At 41.2% G+C, this 16413-nt stretch carries 13 protein-coding genes; 9 read left to right on the top strand and 4 right to left on the bottom strand.

Annotated features, from left to right (window positions below):
* Positions 1–28: 28 nt before the first annotated feature.
* Positions 29–1096: a DUF354 domain-containing protein gene (locus tag V7O63_RS07705; RefSeq protein WP_340817841.1), complete on the bottom strand. Its 1068-nt coding sequence runs from the start codon at positions 1094–1096 to the stop codon at positions 29–31.
* 64 nt (positions 1097–1160) lie between these two features.
* Complete coding sequence (locus V7O63_RS07700) at positions 1161–1946, bottom strand: hypothetical protein (protein WP_340817839.1); 786 nt, start codon at positions 1944–1946, stop codon at positions 1161–1163.
* A 322-nt stretch (positions 1947–2268) separates the two neighbouring features.
* Here V7O63_RS07700 and wecB point away from each other — a divergent pair, with 322 nt between their 5' ends.
* From wecB to V7O63_RS07655, 9 genes are all read left to right on the top strand, one after another.
* On the top strand, positions 2269–3342 hold the full coding sequence (gene wecB, locus V7O63_RS07695; RefSeq protein WP_340817838.1) for a UDP-N-acetylglucosamine 2-epimerase (non-hydrolyzing): 1074 nt from the start codon (positions 2269–2271) through the stop codon (positions 3340–3342).
* A 91-nt stretch (positions 3343–3433) separates the two neighbouring features.
* The gene (locus tag V7O63_RS07690; RefSeq protein ID WP_340817837.1) at positions 3434–5815 is read left to right on the top strand and encodes a DUF1616 domain-containing protein; all 2382 of its coding nucleotides are present in this window, start codon (positions 3434–3436) and stop codon (positions 5813–5815) included.
* Positions 5816–5983: 168 nt separating this feature from the next.
* Entirely contained in the window at positions 5984–6556 is a 573-nt protein-coding gene (locus tag V7O63_RS07685) for a PEF-CTERM sorting domain-containing protein (protein ID WP_340817836.1), read from the top strand.
* A gap of 128 nt (positions 6557–6684) precedes the next feature.
* Entirely contained in the window at positions 6685–7731 is a 1047-nt protein-coding gene (locus tag V7O63_RS07680) for a M42 family metallopeptidase (RefSeq protein ID WP_340817835.1), read from the top strand.
* 147 nt (positions 7732–7878) lie between these two features.
* On the top strand, positions 7879–9357 hold the full coding sequence (locus V7O63_RS07675) for a (R)-citramalate synthase (protein WP_340820825.1): 1479 nt from the start codon (positions 7879–7881) through the stop codon (positions 9355–9357).
* An 80-nt stretch (positions 9358–9437) separates the two neighbouring features.
* The gene (locus V7O63_RS07670; RefSeq protein ID WP_340817834.1) at positions 9438–11135 is read left to right on the top strand and encodes an acetolactate synthase large subunit; all 1698 of its coding nucleotides are present in this window, start codon (positions 9438–9440) and stop codon (positions 11133–11135) included.
* Complete coding sequence (gene ilvN, locus V7O63_RS07665) at positions 11132–11617, top strand: acetolactate synthase small subunit (RefSeq protein ID WP_340817833.1); 486 nt, start codon at positions 11132–11134, stop codon at positions 11615–11617. The genes V7O63_RS07670 and ilvN overlap by 4 nt, the downstream gene beginning before the upstream one ends.
* A 67-nt stretch (positions 11618–11684) precedes the next feature.
* A complete protein-coding gene (gene ilvC / locus V7O63_RS07660; RefSeq protein ID WP_340817832.1) occupies positions 11685–12692 on the top strand; it encodes a ketol-acid reductoisomerase in 1008 nt (335 codons plus the stop codon).
* 90 nt (positions 12693–12782) lie between these two features.
* Positions 12783–13313, top strand: coding sequence for a nitroreductase (locus V7O63_RS07655; protein WP_340817831.1), 531 nt, complete (start codon positions 12783–12785; stop codon positions 13311–13313).
* A 205-nt stretch (positions 13314–13518) separates the two neighbouring features.
* On the opposite strand, the gene V7O63_RS07650 is transcribed toward V7O63_RS07655, so the two are convergent.
* Entirely contained in the window at positions 13519–15855 is a 2337-nt protein-coding gene (locus V7O63_RS07650) for a DNA topoisomerase (RefSeq protein ID WP_340817829.1), read from the bottom strand.
* 69 nt (positions 15856–15924) lie between these two features.
* Positions 15925–16398, bottom strand: coding sequence for a GyrI-like domain-containing protein (locus V7O63_RS07645; RefSeq protein ID WP_340817828.1), 474 nt, complete (start codon positions 16396–16398; stop codon positions 15925–15927).
* Positions 16399–16413 lie beyond the last annotated feature (15 nt).

The raw sequence follows: 16413 nt of genomic DNA, 5'->3' as shown, positions 1-16413 counted from the left end.
TTATCATAAAAATCACTAAACTGTGTAATTATCTTTTATGTTTTATCATATCTATACAGGATTGAGGATAACCTGCTAACAATTCTACAACAAAGGAAGTCACATCTATTTTATCTTCCAATAATCTCATTTTTTGCATGTTCCATTTAATCTTTACATCATTCTCGTTTTGTAGTTCAACTGCTTTGTCATAAGCTTTTTGAGAATCCTTATATGAATAAAGCAGACCGTATTTTTCTTGGAGTTCTTTAAAATTGCTCATCGTACCCACAAATGAGTTTGATCGTATCGTCGGCACACCTAATATACTTGCTTCCGTTGCCATTGTTTGACTGTCGCATATGAAAATATGTGAAAAGTAAAGGAGATCATGTAATTTTGCGGGACTAATCTTCAATTCATACTGAGCAAACTCGGATGGTAATTTAGATTCAGAACTTATGAAAACTTTCCCATATTTACTCATTTCATGCACGAACTTGTGCTTCCATTCCCCATCCATACCTGACTGTCCTACATCATGCACAGCTGCCCAATCTACAAACCGAAATAATGTAAATTTTTCATCATGTTCCAGATTTAATTCAGTAAGAATCTGAGAGTCTGGATGAAAATAATTAGGATGAAGATATGCCAATTCTTTATAACCCTTATATCTAATATGCTTTTTTTGACCCAAATTCAAAAAGAACAATTCTGGAGTGAAAAAGTATGTGACGAATGGTTTACATAACAATCTAACTGATAAATCCGGCTCAGAATCCTCAAATATAATAGATGGTTTTCCTAAAAGAGTTGCAACATGTGCAACATAAAAATTACCAGATGCTCCTAAGAAAACATCAGGTTTGAATTTTTTAGCTATTTTGTAGATGTTGCGTTCAACACTTAATACATTCAACGCTTTGTTCAAAAAACCTTTTTTTGACTCTCCGACCAAAAAATAACTTAGATTATAAGCATCCAGCAAATCTAGTGCAACATCCTTATTCCGGGATGTAATAATGATATTATGTCCTTTAGATTCCATTGAAGTGATAATGTTTTTAAAAAAATGAACATGGGATGGATGCCCAATATCAATTAGTAGCCTCATTCAAACACCTTACGAAGAACACATAAAAACCAAATTTGGCTTTTTTTATAATATCCATACATATTTAAACCATACTTCTATAATAAACAATCATAAATTTGCCGATATTCTTTATATTTTGAAAAAGCAATTCTTTTGTCCATCCTGCAAAATCATCGCACCACCTGTTTGGATGAACCAATATACAAATCTGTGGAACTTTGCTAGATTTTATAAGTTCAATTATATCGTTAGTGGACCGTATATTTCTGATATAATCTTTGTTGGCCAGTTCTGAACTAACAATATCCTTGACTCTTACATTAGAATTATTCCATTTTCGGCCAGTGTCTGTCAGGTAAACAACTTTATCATAATCTATAGAGAGGTATGGTTCTCCTAACAGGTCAAATTGGCTAAGATCATAGGATTTCCACATATCTCGGTTCGACCAACTTGCAAGAGGATTACCATGCATACATACGGTATTTACGTCTGCAATTTCCCTGAAATAATCGAGTTCTTTCTTAAATATCTCTGCAGCGGTCCTTACATCGCCTTTGGCTTTATCCATTACTTCGTAATGATAACCTATCTCGTGCCCCATATCCTCAATCTCTTGAATGGCGGTTGGAACAAAAACATCCTTATTATACCTGAAAAAATATGTGGAACTGATATTTTTTTCATATTCCAGGGAAGCCATTTCTAATGCCCTTTTTATCTCCCTGTCAACATCATGTCTTAAAATCAGACATTTTTCCGGAGAAATTCTTAAATAGGACTGAAAATTGCAGATCTCATAATCAGTGGCTTTAATAGAGTCCAACAATAAAGAATACTCCTTAAGTGTAAAATCTTGTTTAATCATAATTTTGGAAAAGATGTTGGTTCTCAAATATGTATAACAATCATCTCAAAGAATACATGTTTTTTTCAAGATTAAATATTATATGATTTTTTCATTTATATGTGACATAAAAGTATAATTAATTGACTGCTTTAATTAAATGATTTCTATTGCTAATGGAACATATTATTATAAATAATTGATTGTGTACTCACATGTTTTACTCAAGATTATCAAAGAAGAATGAAAAATTGACATTATACCTTTATATAATATGCTTCTAGTAAATATGTAAATTATATTAGATTATATAAAACAGTAATCAATCATTATCAGTGATTTTATGAAAGTTATCTCAATTGTAGGTGCACGACCACAATTCATAAAGTGCGCACCACTATCGAAAGAATTGCGCAAGAACCATGAAGAAATCATCATTCATACTGGGCAACACTACAATGAAGAGATGTCAGCCTTTTTCTTCCAAGAACTAAAAATACCTGCACCAGACATTAATCTTGAAATTGGTTCTGGAAGCCATGGATATCAAACAGGAAAAATGATTATTGAAATTGAAAATTTTCTTTTAAAAGAAAAACCTAATGTTGTTCTTGTTTATGGAGACACAAACTCTACCTTAGCAGGTGCCATTGCAGCTTCAAAAATAGATGTGAATATTGCTCATGTAGAAGCCGGACTTCGTTCTTTCGACAGAAGCATGCCGGAAGAGATTAATAGAGTAGTAACTGATCACTTATCGCAAATATTGCTGAGTCCATCCCAAACTGCAATTGAAAATTTAGCTTATGAAGGGGTAATTGAAAATGTCCACAATGTTGGAGACCTCATGGTTGAAGCTGTGAAGAATAACCTGAAATTAGCAGAAAGAAAATCAACTATCCTTAAAGACTTAAACTTGAATGAGAAAGACTATATTGTAGCAACTGTGCACCGCGCTTCTAATACAGATAATCTTGATAAATTGAATAATATAATGAAAGCGCTTGCAGAATCCAACACCGAAATAATACTACCATTACACCCAAGAACGAAAAAATCACTGGAAGCATGCAATCTGTTAGATAAGTACAATACAAGTATCAGATTTATCCCCCCACTAGGTTATTTCGACATGTTGAAACTAATGTCAAAATCTAAGAAGATAGTTACTGATTCTGGTGGTATCCAAAAAGAAGCTTACATTCTAAATGTTCCATGCATCACTTTACGCGATAATACGGAGTGGATCGAGACAGTTGAAGCTGGAAGCAACATACTTGTTGGATTCAATCATAGCAAAATACTGAGCGCAATAAACTTTTTTGAAGGGGATGATGGTGACAAAACGATATATGGAAAAGGCGATGCTAGCAAGAAGATATGTAAAATCCTTGAGAACCATATTTCTTCTGATTAAGAGAATCCATACATCATCAAAAGAAGAGCTTTTATAAGTATACCTTAAGAAATATAATCAATATATGCACATAAAGGAATGGTGTTCATTGATGCTTAATCCCAAAAACAATCACTATACACTCGACCTGAAAATAATACTGATACTTGCTTTTTTATCAGTGATATTCACAGTGATTCCGCATTTAAATGAAACAGTACTAAGAATAATATATGCATCATTACTAATATTCTTCATCCCGGGATATGCTTTGATAGCTGCCTTCTTTCCAAGAAAGAACGAAATTAATTGGGTTCAACGTTTCACATTGAGTGTAGCTTTTAGTATAACCATAGTCATAATAGATGGATTGTTGATAAGTCAAACAGGATGGCTCTTCAAACCAAGCTCAATCACAATATCTCTTTTCTTTATCACTTGCATACTTGGTTTATTTGCTTACATCAATAGAAGTCGTATCAATGAAAATGAACGTTTCACTGTTCCTTTATATCTAAAATTCCATACAGATGAAAACGAAGAAAATAGTGGAATAAAAGAAGATAGTGATGACATAAAGAAATTCATTGTCAAAAATAAAATAAAGGTCAAACCTATAAATGGAGCAAAACTCAATGAAATCATAGATGAAGGAGTGGAACCTAAAATAAGAAAAGCTCTTTTAATCGCATTACTATGTTCACTAATTATTGTAAGTGGTACCTTTGTTCATAAGACTTTCACAAAAGAGAAAGAGACATTCACTTCACTTTATATTCTTGGTCCAGAAGGAAAAGCTGAAAATTATCCAAGTACATTATCAATGATACAACCTACAAGTTTGATTGTAGGAATTGAGAATTATGAATCCGCATCTGCAAATTATACACTTCAAGTGAAATTAGATAATGATATAGTAGCACAAAGTGATGTGTTTCTAGAGAAAAATGAAAAATGGGAAGAAGAAGTATCGATTTTACCTACAAAATACAAAAAAGGAATACAAAAATTAGAATTTGCACTATACAAAAATGGATATAACCATAGATCAGTTTATTTGTGGGTAACTCAGGAATTGACCACTTTTTCATCTACTAATTCTAAACTTATTGACTTCATAAACTTGGATAACCCTTCAATGGAATCTAATGAAAGCTGGCAATTTACTTCTACAAATGATACCTATGCTAAAGGATATTACAGAAATTTAGGAATATATTCGACAGGTGGTTATGTAATACAAAGTACTTATGAAGGCATAATAGAGAATTATAGAGAAAATAGACATTCTGTCCAGCAAGAAGTACAGAGTTCTAGGAAAGAAAATGTACTTTTGTCTGTCTACTTAAAGGATACATACACAAATAATGAAGAAGAAGATACTCAATTCAAACAAGTTATTCTCAATGGAGATATTGTCTGGTCGGATGGAATAAATGGTGATGAAGGCTGGCAGCACATACAAATCCCTGTCACAATACAAAATGGAACTAATATCCTTGGTTTCACATTGAAACAAGAGAGAAATAAAGTAATTCACCCTGTATCTATGATTATCGATGAAATCAGTTTCCTACCATTATCAGAAGCATCTCCATATATACAAAATGATAATACCATTGAATTTGTGCCTCCAACTTCAAAGGTGCTTCCACTTCAATCCAACATAAATACTGAGAATTTTACAGTTAAGTGGGAAGGAACTGATGAAGACACAGGCATCCTGTACTTTGATATTGATTATAGTACTGACGGAAAAAAATGGAAGCGCTGGTTGAGTCAAACCAAAGAGACATCCGCTACATTTGAAGGTAAAGAGGGTTATACCTATTACTTCCGGTCTAAAGCAGTTGATTATGTTTTCACAGAAGAACAAGAACATTCTGTTGCTGATGCATATACTTTTGTTGATAATTTTGCCCCTATTATCTCACTTGACATAACTCCGAACCCAACTAATGATTTTACCTATATTACTGTTGAATCTAGTGAGCCACTACGAAAATTGACATGTACAGCTACAGAACGAAACTTTGATGAATCTGAATCCATAACCTTGACAAGTTCAAATAATATAGTATGGAGTACAAAATATTACGTAGAAAAAGATATTGACGAGTTGGACCTTGAGATTGCAGGAGAAGATTTTGCAGGTAATACAGGCTATACATTAGGAACAATCCTGATTTCCGAGTTATTAGAAGAACTTGACATTACAATCGATCCTGGAAAGGTAACTGGAGATGAAACTACTATATATATAATTCCATCCTCCACACTCCAAAATAACCCTACCGTGACGGTCAGAGACTCAAAAGGAAGGAACTTAGAAGTAGTGTTTAAAGGCTATTCAGATAGCACCTATTCATATATTGTAACAATGGATGACTACACAAGTGATGGTTATGCATCGGTTATAGCCTCAGCAACAACCATTAACTCACAAAACCTGTATGATCATGAAGCTTTCAAGATAGCTAGACATGAAGAATAAAATGCCATAGAAAAAAACTAAAATAAAAACTCATCATAATGATGAGTATAACATTTATTCCTTTTTACAAATGTATATATACAAGGACTTCATAAAGTAATATGAGAAATACTATACTTTATATGAAGATGACATAGGCATCTAACAAATCAAAAGGTGGTACAAAATATGAAAATAAACTTTAGAATGCTATTAGTGGCTACCGTATGCCTCATAGGCTTTATGAATGTTGCTAGTGCTGTATCAGGAGATATTGTAAACTCAGATATGACGGCATTGTCACTAGAAGACCAAACACTCAGAGTCAATGTTCCAGAAACTTTTTCAATACTGATATATGGAGATGAAAGTCCTACAGGTGACTTTACAGGTGAGAATGTAGTTTACATGGTAAATGATATTCTAACATCAGATGGCGTAGAAGTCGATTTCTTAAAAAATCAAGGCCATCCGGTTACTCCAATTGGCGCTGATACTTATTTCGATTTGAATGCAATAAATGTTACAGTTACAGAAGTTGGTGAACAGTTCCTGTTCTTATATGTAGGTGTAGTTGATGACAATGGAGTTCCAACAACACTCAAAAATCCAGATGGGTCCGATGTAATACTCACAGTAAAGTTTAGAGGGGCAGCAAGTAGCTATTTCTATGGAGCAATCCCAGAATTCCCAACCATTGCACTCCCAGTAGCTGCAATAATCGGTCTTGCATTCTTCATGCAGCGCCGTAAGGAAGAGTAAGTGATTTAACTTACTCCTTTTTTCTCTTTTTTTATTCTCATAAATAATTATACTGATTCTTTTCTAACTCAAACTTTTATATCCCTTCAATCCTATACTTCCCTGAATAACATCAGAAGATGATCATCATGGAAGAACTAATCACAAAATTATCCAATGCACACGGCATATCTGGTAGTGAAGGCGACATAAGGACCATGCTTGAAGAAGAGCTCGAACCATACATGGATGAGATGCGCATTGACAAGATGGGAAACCTAATAGCCGTCAAAAAGGGAGAAGGACCATCCATTATGCTTGCCGCACACATGGATGAGATAGGCCTGATGGTCAAGTATATAGATGACAATGGATTCCTCAAGTTCGTGAAGATAGGAGGATGGTATGACCCTACTTTACATAGCCAGAGAGTCATCGTTCACACCACAAACGGACCAATACCAGGAGTTATTGGTTCAAAACCACCACATGTCATGAAACCTGATGACAGGAAAAAACCTCCGGAAGCTAAGGAGATGTTCATCGATGTGGGTGCAAAGGACAAAGAAGACGCCACGAATATGGGCATCATCGTTGGAACTCCTGTCTCTATGGATCGCGAGGTAAAAAAACTCGCAAACAATAAAATCACAGGCAAAGCATTCGATAACAGGGCAGGTTGCGCTATAATGATCGATGCCATGCGCCAGATTGCAGAGATGGATATCAAAGCAACCGTCTACGCAGTTGGCACTGTGCAGGAAGAGGTCGGCCTTAAAGGTGCACGCACATCCGCATTCGGACTTGATCCTGATATTGCTATCGCCATTGATACGACCATCCCCGGCGACCATCCGGGCATGAGCAAAAATGAATCCGCACTCGACACAGGAAAAGGCGGTGTGATAACAATAGCTGATGCTGCAGGAAGAGGTATAATTGCATCACCACAGGTTGTCAGATGGCTTGTGGAGACTGCTGAGAAGAATGAGATAGCATATCAGACAGACGTAGGAGATGGAGGCACAACAGACGCAACAGCGATCCACCTTACAAGAGAAGGAATACCATCAACGGTTATCAGTGTCGCAACAAGATACATACACTCTCCTGTAGAGGTCCTTGACCTTTCAGACCTTCAGAGCTGCTCTGACCTCGTGGCAAAGGCAGTCCTCAGTGTAAATGATTACTTCTGATCCGACAGATACATTAGAATACTTAATTGGGGACAGAGTTCCCCGCTCTTTTTTATGACGAATCATGATATAACATCGTCATACATATATAGCACTTCAGTGTATCCCTTAAAGCTGCTGCTCAGTAGCAGACAAATATCGTGAGGGATTATATTATTCGAAAATATCCGGTTTTTAGACACAACGCTTAGAGACGGCGAACAAACACCAGGCGTAGCACTTACCAGCAGAGATAAGGTAGAGATCGCTACAAAATTGGATGAACTTGGCGTAGATGTGATCGAGGCAGGCTCAGCCATCACCTCAGAAGGCGAGCGTGAGTCCATCAGGGCTGTAGTTGCTGAAGGGCTGAATGCAGAGATATGCAGCTACTGCAGAATAATGAAGCCAGACGTAGACCATGCACTGTCATGTGATGTGGACTCCATCCATCTTGTAGCTCCGGTATCCGACCTTCATATCAACGTAAAGCTCAAGAAGGACAGGGAAACTGTCAGGCAGATGGCGATTGATGTTACCGAATATGCAAAGGAACATGGCCTCATCGTAGAGCTTAGTGGAGAGGACGCATCAAGGGCTGACCTTGACTTCCTTAAGTCATTATACAATGACGGTGTTGATGCAGGAGCTGACAGATTATGCTTCTGTGATACAGTCGGGTTACTTGTTCCTGAAAAAACGGAATTTATGTTCAGTGACCTCTGCTCTGCGGTAAAAGCACCTGTAAGTATCCACTGCCATAACGACTTCGGCCTGGGAACAGCGAACACCATAGCAGCTTTAAGAGCTGGTGCACAGCAGGCACACGTAACTATCAACGGCATTGGTGAAAGAGCCGGGAACACCGCCCTGGAAGAAGTTGTCATGACCATTGAATGGTTATACAAATGCAAAACCGGAATTGACACAAAAGAGATCTTCAAGACCTCAAGACTTGTGAGCAAACTCACAGGATTACCTGTTGCACCAAACAAATCACTCATTGGTGGTAATGCATTCACCCATGAAGCAGGTATCCACGTACACGGATTGCTGGCTGACACCGAAACATACGAGCCGATAAAACCCGAAGTACTCGGAAGAGAAAGAAAGATCGTGCTTGGAAAACATGCAGGCAAGAGTTCAGTTACACTTGCTGTCAAGGAAATGGGATTCGATGTGGATGATTCCCAGTTGCATGAGATCCTGAACCGTGTCAAGGAACTCGGGGACCACGGCAAGAAGGTCACCGATGCGGATCTCCAGACCATTACCGAAACAGTGCTCAATATCCAGAGAGAGGCAAAGGTCATTCTCGAAGAGTATACTGTAGTATCAGGCAACAGAGTTACCCCGACAGCTTCTGTCAAGATGAAGGTGGACGGGAACGAAGTGATAGAAGCTGGCACAGGAGACGGTCCTGTTGATGCCACCTTTGCAAGTATCAAGAAAGGAATTTCAGGTATTGCAGATGTACAGCTTGAAGAGTATCATGTAGATGCCATAAGCGGCGGTACCGATGCCCTTGTAGAGGTATTGGTCAAGCTATCAAAAGATGGTAAGATGGTAACATCCAGAGGGTCACGCACAGATATCGTCATGGCTTCTGTAGAGGCACTGGTAAACGGAATAAACCGCCTCATCTGAAACATCAGAAACCTATAAGTTAGATACTATCAATCTACACGCAAACGACCGATCACATATTAACAATTCAGAGGATCAATATGACAGAGAAGACGGAAAGAATGACAGGTGCAAGAGCCTTCATCGAGTGCCTGTACAGGGAAGGTGTCGACACCATCTTCGGATATCCGGGAGGTGTACTGCTCCCCATCTATGATGAGCTCTATGATGCGGATATCCGTCATGTACTTGTCCGCCACGAGCAAGCTGCAGTCCACGGAGCAGAAGGATATGCAAGAGCTACCGGAAAGACCGGAGTATGCATCGCTACATCAGGACCGGGAGCAACAAACCTTGTAACCGGTATCGCAAATGCATACATGGACTCCATACCAATGGTAGTCTTCACAGGACAGGTACCTAGCTCCCTGCTGGGTAATGATGCGTTCCAGGAAGCGAACATCACAGGCATAACAATGCCCATTACAAAGCACAACTACCTTGTGCAGGATGCCAACGAACTCCCACAGGTGATCAAGGAAGCATTCCATATCGCATCCACAGGCAGACCTGGCCCGGTACTTATCGACATTCCAAAGGACGTCACAGTTCAGGAGATAGACTTCTACTACCCTGAAACTGTGAACCTGAGAGGATACAAACCAACATATAAGGCCAATATCCAGCAGATAAAGAGAGCTGCAGCTGAGATAGAGAAGGCGAAGAACCCTGTGATCTATGCAGGTGGCGGAGTCATCAGCTCGGATGCAAGCAAAGAACTCAGGGAACTGGCAGAGAAGATAAAAGCACCTGTAACAACGACCCTCACAGGCATGGGAGGATTCCCTGTTGAACACGAGCTTTTCCTTGGAATGCCAGGAATGCACGGAACCAAATACGCCAACTATGCGATACAGGAATCCGACCTTTTGATTGCTGTCGGTGCTAGATTCGATGACAGGGTCACTGGTAAGCTCAAGGCATTCGCATCAGAGGCAAAGATAATCCACATCGACATCGACCCTGCAGAGATCTCAAAGAACGTCAAGGTCGACATACCGATCGTAGGAGATGCAAAATTAGCCCTTCAGAAGCTCCTGAAGTATGCGAACCCGGCACAGTCAGAGAAATGGCTTGACAGAATTGCACACTGGAAGAAGATCAATCCTCTCTACTATGTACAGCCCGACGACGGAGATGGTATCAAACCACAGTACATAGTCGAGCAGATCAGTGAGGCATGCAAGGATGCGATCATAGTTACTGAAGTAGGACAGCATCAGATGTGGGCTGCCCAGTATTTCAGGTTCAGTGAACCAAGGACATTCATCACATCAGGCGGACTTGGAACAATGGGTTACGGATTCCCCGCAGCCATAGGTGCCAAGATAGCAAGACCTGACAAAGTTGTCTTTGACGTTGCTGGTGACGGTTCATTCCAGATGAACTCACAGGAACTTGCAACAGCTGTCAAGGAGAACGTCCCGGTAATTGTAGCGATCTTCAATAACGGTTATCTTGGAATGGTCAGGCAGTGGCAGGAGCTCTTCCACGACAGGAGATATTCCGCAACCTGTATACAGGACAGCGTCGACTTCGTCAAACTTGCAGAAGCATATGGTGCACTTGGACTCAGGGCAACCAAACGTGATGAAGTACGCCCTGCTATCGAGGAAGCAATCGCCTCAGGAAGACCAACCGTCATCGACTTTGTGGTCGAATGCGAGGAGAACGTATCACCAATGGTACCGGCAGGTGCTGCCATTAACGAAATACTTGACCTGGAGAGGAAAGAATGAGACATACACTTGCAGTTCTGGTTGAGAACAAATACGGAGTACTCTCAAGAGTCGCAGGAATGTTCTCAAGAAGAGGTTATAACATTGACAGCCTTACAGTAGGTGTCACCGAGGACCCGACCATGTCCCGCATGACCATTGTGGTCAAAGGAGATGATGAGGTACTTGAACAGGTTACCAAGCAGCTCAACAAGCTCATTGATGTCATCAGGGTCACAGACCTTAAATCAGAGGAATCCGTTGAGAGAGAACTGGCACTGATAAAGGTGAACTCCGATGTTGCCAACCGTTCAGAGATAATGCAGATAGCAGACGTATTTCGCGCACGCATCATCGATGTTGCCTCAAAGTCAATGGTCATTGAGGTCACAGGTGACGAAGGCAAGATCAACGCTATCGAGCAATTACTCAGACCTTTCGGAATAAAGGAAATGGTAAGGACCGGAAAGGTAGCACTTAAGAGAGGACAGAAGAGTTCTTAATTATTCAGGCACTTATAGGTGTCTAATTATCTGAATTAAAAATATTTCACTTAAAGAGGTACATAGAATGGCACAGATGTATTATGATAACGATGCTGATCTTAACTTACTCAAAGGTAAAAAGATCGCTGTAATGGGTTACGGAAGCCAGGGACATGCACAGGCACAGAACCTGCATGACTCAGGTCTTGATGTCACAGTCGGTCTCAGAGAAGGCAGCAGGCGCTGGAAGCAGGCAGAAGAGGACGGCCTCAAGGTCATGACAGTTGCAGAAGCAGCAAAGATGGCAGACGTCATCCAGATCCTCCTTCCTGACGAGACACAGGCACAGGTATACTACAACGATATCGAGCCAGGACTTGAAGCTGGTAACGCGATCGTATTCTCACACGGATTCAACATCCACTACAACCAGATCGTCCCACAGAAGGACATCGATGTATACATGGTAGCTCCAAAGAGCCCTGGTCACCTTGTCAGAAGGACCTACGTAGAGGGCGCAGGAGTTCCAGGTCTTGTAGCAGTCTACCAGGACGCAACAGGCAAGGCAATGGACCTGGCACTTGCACATGCAAAGGGTGTCGGATGTACCCGTGCAGGCGTATACAAGACATCTTTCCGTGAGGAGACCGAGACAGATCTCTTCGGTGAGCAGGTAGACCTCTGTGGTGGCGTAGCATCACTTATCAAGACTTCCTTCGAAGTACTTGTTGAGGCAGGTTACCAGCCGGAGATGGCATACTTCGAGACATGCCACGAGCTCAAACTCATCGTCGACCTCATCCACGAGGGTGGCCTTGACAAGATGTGGTACTCAGTATCCAACACAGCAGAATACGGCGGAATGACCGTTGGACCTAAGGTCATCAACGAGCTTTCCAGAGAAGCTATGTACGATGCACTTGAGAGGATACAGAACGGAGAGTTCGCCCGCGAGTTCGTACTTGAAGGCAAGGCAAACAGGCCAGTCCTTACCGCAATGGAGAGACAGGACAGAGAACATCCTCTGGAAGTCATCGGTAAAGAGATCAGGGCCAAGATGCCATGGCTCAACAGTGAGCTTAACGAGAAGTAGACCAATTGGTCTACACAACTTTTTTTATTCTTTTTAACCATAATCTAATATTGATTTGAGAAATAATTCCCTTTAACCGGAGGTATCGATATGCCAGAAGTAATTGACACCATCCTTTCAAGAAGAAGCATCAGAAAATACACAGAAGAACCGGTCAGTGATGAAGATATCAGAACCATACTTGAAGCAGGCAGATGGGCACCTTCAGGACTTAACAACCAGCCATGGAAGTTCATCGTAATAAGGAACAATGAGACCATGCAGGAACTTGCAGGTTGTACCCACTATTCAAAGATAATACAGGATGCACCTCTTCTGATCGCAGTCTACCTCGATACTGAGACCATGTACAATAGAACAAAGGACATACAGGCCATCGGTGCAGCTATCCAGAACATGCTTCTTGCATGCTGTGACCTGAACCTCGGTGCAGTCTGGCTTGGTGAGATACTAAACAACGCAGATAAAGTTAACTTGATTCTTAGTTGTCCGGAATCACTTGAGCTTATGGCAGTACTTGCAATAGGGAATCCTGCAGACGCCGGGAAAGAACCATCCAGAAAAAGCCTTGATGAGATAACCTACAGTGAGAAATATGGAAATCAATTTAATCAAAATTAATTAAAAGTTGGAGGCAGAGGCGAATTATAATTGTTATTGTGTAGATTGGAGGTAGTAGACTGGTCTGACCCATTTTTCTTGGAGGTTATGATCAGGAAATTGGTCTTTTATTCGCCTCTAACTCCTAAAATAGACATGATCATATATAAGTGTTTGTCAAAATTGAACGTAAATCAAGGAAAACTGATTTACGAATTTATCAACTTTACTTTACTCCGGACTTCGGCTGTGTTTTTCCGGAACATTTCCTGTTGGCACATAACTCCACAGCATCCTGTTTCTGCTCCTTGACGCGAAGTAACTGCCAGCCACAGTGTTCACATGCATTTTTCAGGATAGTAAGCCTACCTGATTTAGGGATGGATTGTGTGTGCCCGCACCTGTTGGTACAACCAAGGAAACGGGAATCCTTTGTAGTTATGAGGAACATCGAGCCATCGCACGCAGGACATGGGCCGACTATCTCAGGAGGGAAACACTTCTTTTCCAGATCACATGTGAAGCAGGGACCAATACCTACAGCCCAGTTGTATTTAGTACCCACCTTAAGGACAGCAACACCATCCTTTTCACACTGCTGGGAACGCAGTACTGTAAGTGCACCTGCCTTTGGCAAAGGATATGTGTTCTTACATTCAGGATAACCCGTACAACCCACGAACCTGCCATTATCGGTCTTGATCATGCGAAGCATCCTTCCACATTCAGGACAGGTCCCAACGAAATTCTTCTTGTCCGTAGCAACCTGCTCATCCACAATGGTCCCTGCCATCCTTGCTGAAATGGCATCCTTGCTGGATGTTAGCTGGGAGTACATCTGTTTTATCAGATCGGTTCCTTCTGAAAGAGCCGCATCAAGTGATTTATTCCCATCCTCGACATCCTGTATGAGAGATTCGATACGTGCCCTTATCTCAGGCTGCACAAGTATGGGAACCGTGGCATCCAGCGTATCCATCAGGGTGAAACCAGTATCAAGAATAGCAATGGTCTTACCCTTTGTTTCAAAGTACCCTCTTTTCTTGTTGGTCTCGATATGACTCGGAGCTGTAGCCTTGGTACCGATACCATGCTTGTCCATTAAAGTGAGGAGTTCAGCCTCAGTAAGTCGTTTTGGGGGAGTGGTCTCGGACTTTGTGTTCTTTATTTCCTTTACGCCAAGCTCATCCTTTTCCTCAACATATGGCAGAAGCTTATCGTTCTTTGTCTCAAAAGGATAGACATCAAGCCAGCCTGCATTTTTGAGAATCGAACCCTTTACGTCGAATATCTCATCACTGACAAGGATCTCCATCCTTGTCTTCTCGAATACTGCAGGCTCCATAAGGTTTGCAAGGAAATGCCTTGATATCAGATCATAGACCTTCCACGCATTCGGCATCCTGATACTTCTCTCAATATCATCCTTTGATGCCGCTTTAATGGGATGGATAGGAGGGTGGTCATGACCATCTTTAGTACCATTCCTGCATTTTATCTCACCGGCAGAGATTATCGAAAGAGCATATTTCTGGTAGATCCCCGATGAGAAAGCCACAACCTTGGACCTGAAATCAAAGTCATCAGCATATTTGTTTGTCTCTGTCCTCGGGTAGCTGGTAAATCCTGAAAGATATAACTGCTCTGCCGTTTCAAGTGCCTCTTCGGGACTTACACCCAGGAATTTGGAAGCACGCTTCAGGAACTCGGTGGTGTTCAATGGATACGGAGGGTTTGTAAGAGCCTCTTTCACGCTTTTCTTATCCACGATACCGGTCTTACAGTCCTTTATTCTGGCAAATATCTCATCAGCTTTCTCTTTTTCGTGGATGTTCCCTGCCCTGTGTGTCCCTGTGAACTGTGAACCATTTGAATCAAAGATCGCTTCTATCTTCCAGAAGTCCTTCGGTTTGAAGTTCCTGATCAGTTTCTCCCTCTCATAGACAAAGCCACATGTAGGGGTCTGGCACGGACCGATCGAGATAACACCCTTTGTACGGGCCCTCTCCCTGACGGAAAGTGTCATGAAACGGGTAAATGCTGCACCCATCTTAAGATCAAGTATCTGACGGGCCTCTGCTGACATCGCCATATTGTAGTCAGGTTCAACCAGATTGGAAAATGCCTTTTTGATCTCGCTGACTGAAAGTGATGAGAAACGAGCTCTCTTCACCGGAAATGAAGCAACTTTTTCAGCAATCTCCTTTGCCTCATAACCGATATTCTCACCTTCCCTGTCAAAGTCACATGCAAGTACTACTTCCTTAGCACCGCTTGCAAGAAGCGAGATAGCAGCAGCATAAGGTTTCTTGGTGACGTTCTTCACAGGAGGAGTATCCAGGAGGACCGCAGGGTCGCATTCACGCCAGTTGTTGAACTGTTCTGGGAAATCATATCCCATGATGTGACCGGCAAGACCCATTATCCGCCATTCCTGACCATTGAGCTTAAAGTCGTATACGGGAAGACCTGCCACCGAAGCACGGTTGTAGTGTCCATCACTCAGGATACCTGCTATCTGGGAAGCTGCCTTGTTCTTTTCCGTGAATACGACTATAGACATGCTGCAACCCTATGTCCTGATGGTAGATAAGAATTGAGCTTGCGGGGTGAAAGTGATATCAACCAGACATTACCTTATAGGGACCCACACTTCCTCTTCAGCTTCCGGGTCGTTCCTGTCATAGTCCTCTGATAATATCTCAAAATGCTCCCGGCCATCAAGCTCATATTCTGAATTCGGCAGCCATTCGCCGAAGATATACTGCATGGTCTTCGGAAATGCACTTGCAGGACCTTTGTGAATAAATACCGCATATTTGCCTCCCTGCAAAGTATATGCCTCCATTCCATCCGGAATTACATCATGTGATGAAACCTCTACAGCAGCCCACTTATCGAAGATGGTTGTTGGAGATAACATTCCATTTTGGCCTTCAGGATAAACATTCATGGAAATGTATGCTGCATCTGTCCTGTTTGGAATCTCCATTCTTCCTGGCATGAAACTCTGCCAGAGTTTAACAGTCCTGTTCTGTGCAAGAGACGTCTTTAGATGCATTCCGATGAGTTTTGTAGGTTCAAGCGTTTTGATCCTCGATTCCATAATGATATCTCCTGA

It is taken from the genome of Methanolobus sp. WCC4, from assembly GCF_038022665.1.
Taxonomy (GTDB): domain Archaea; phylum Halobacteriota; class Methanosarcinia; order Methanosarcinales; family Methanosarcinaceae; genus Methanolobus.
The sequence above is the reverse complement of the archived record's forward strand: the minus strand, read 5'-3'. Positions and strand labels throughout refer to the sequence as shown.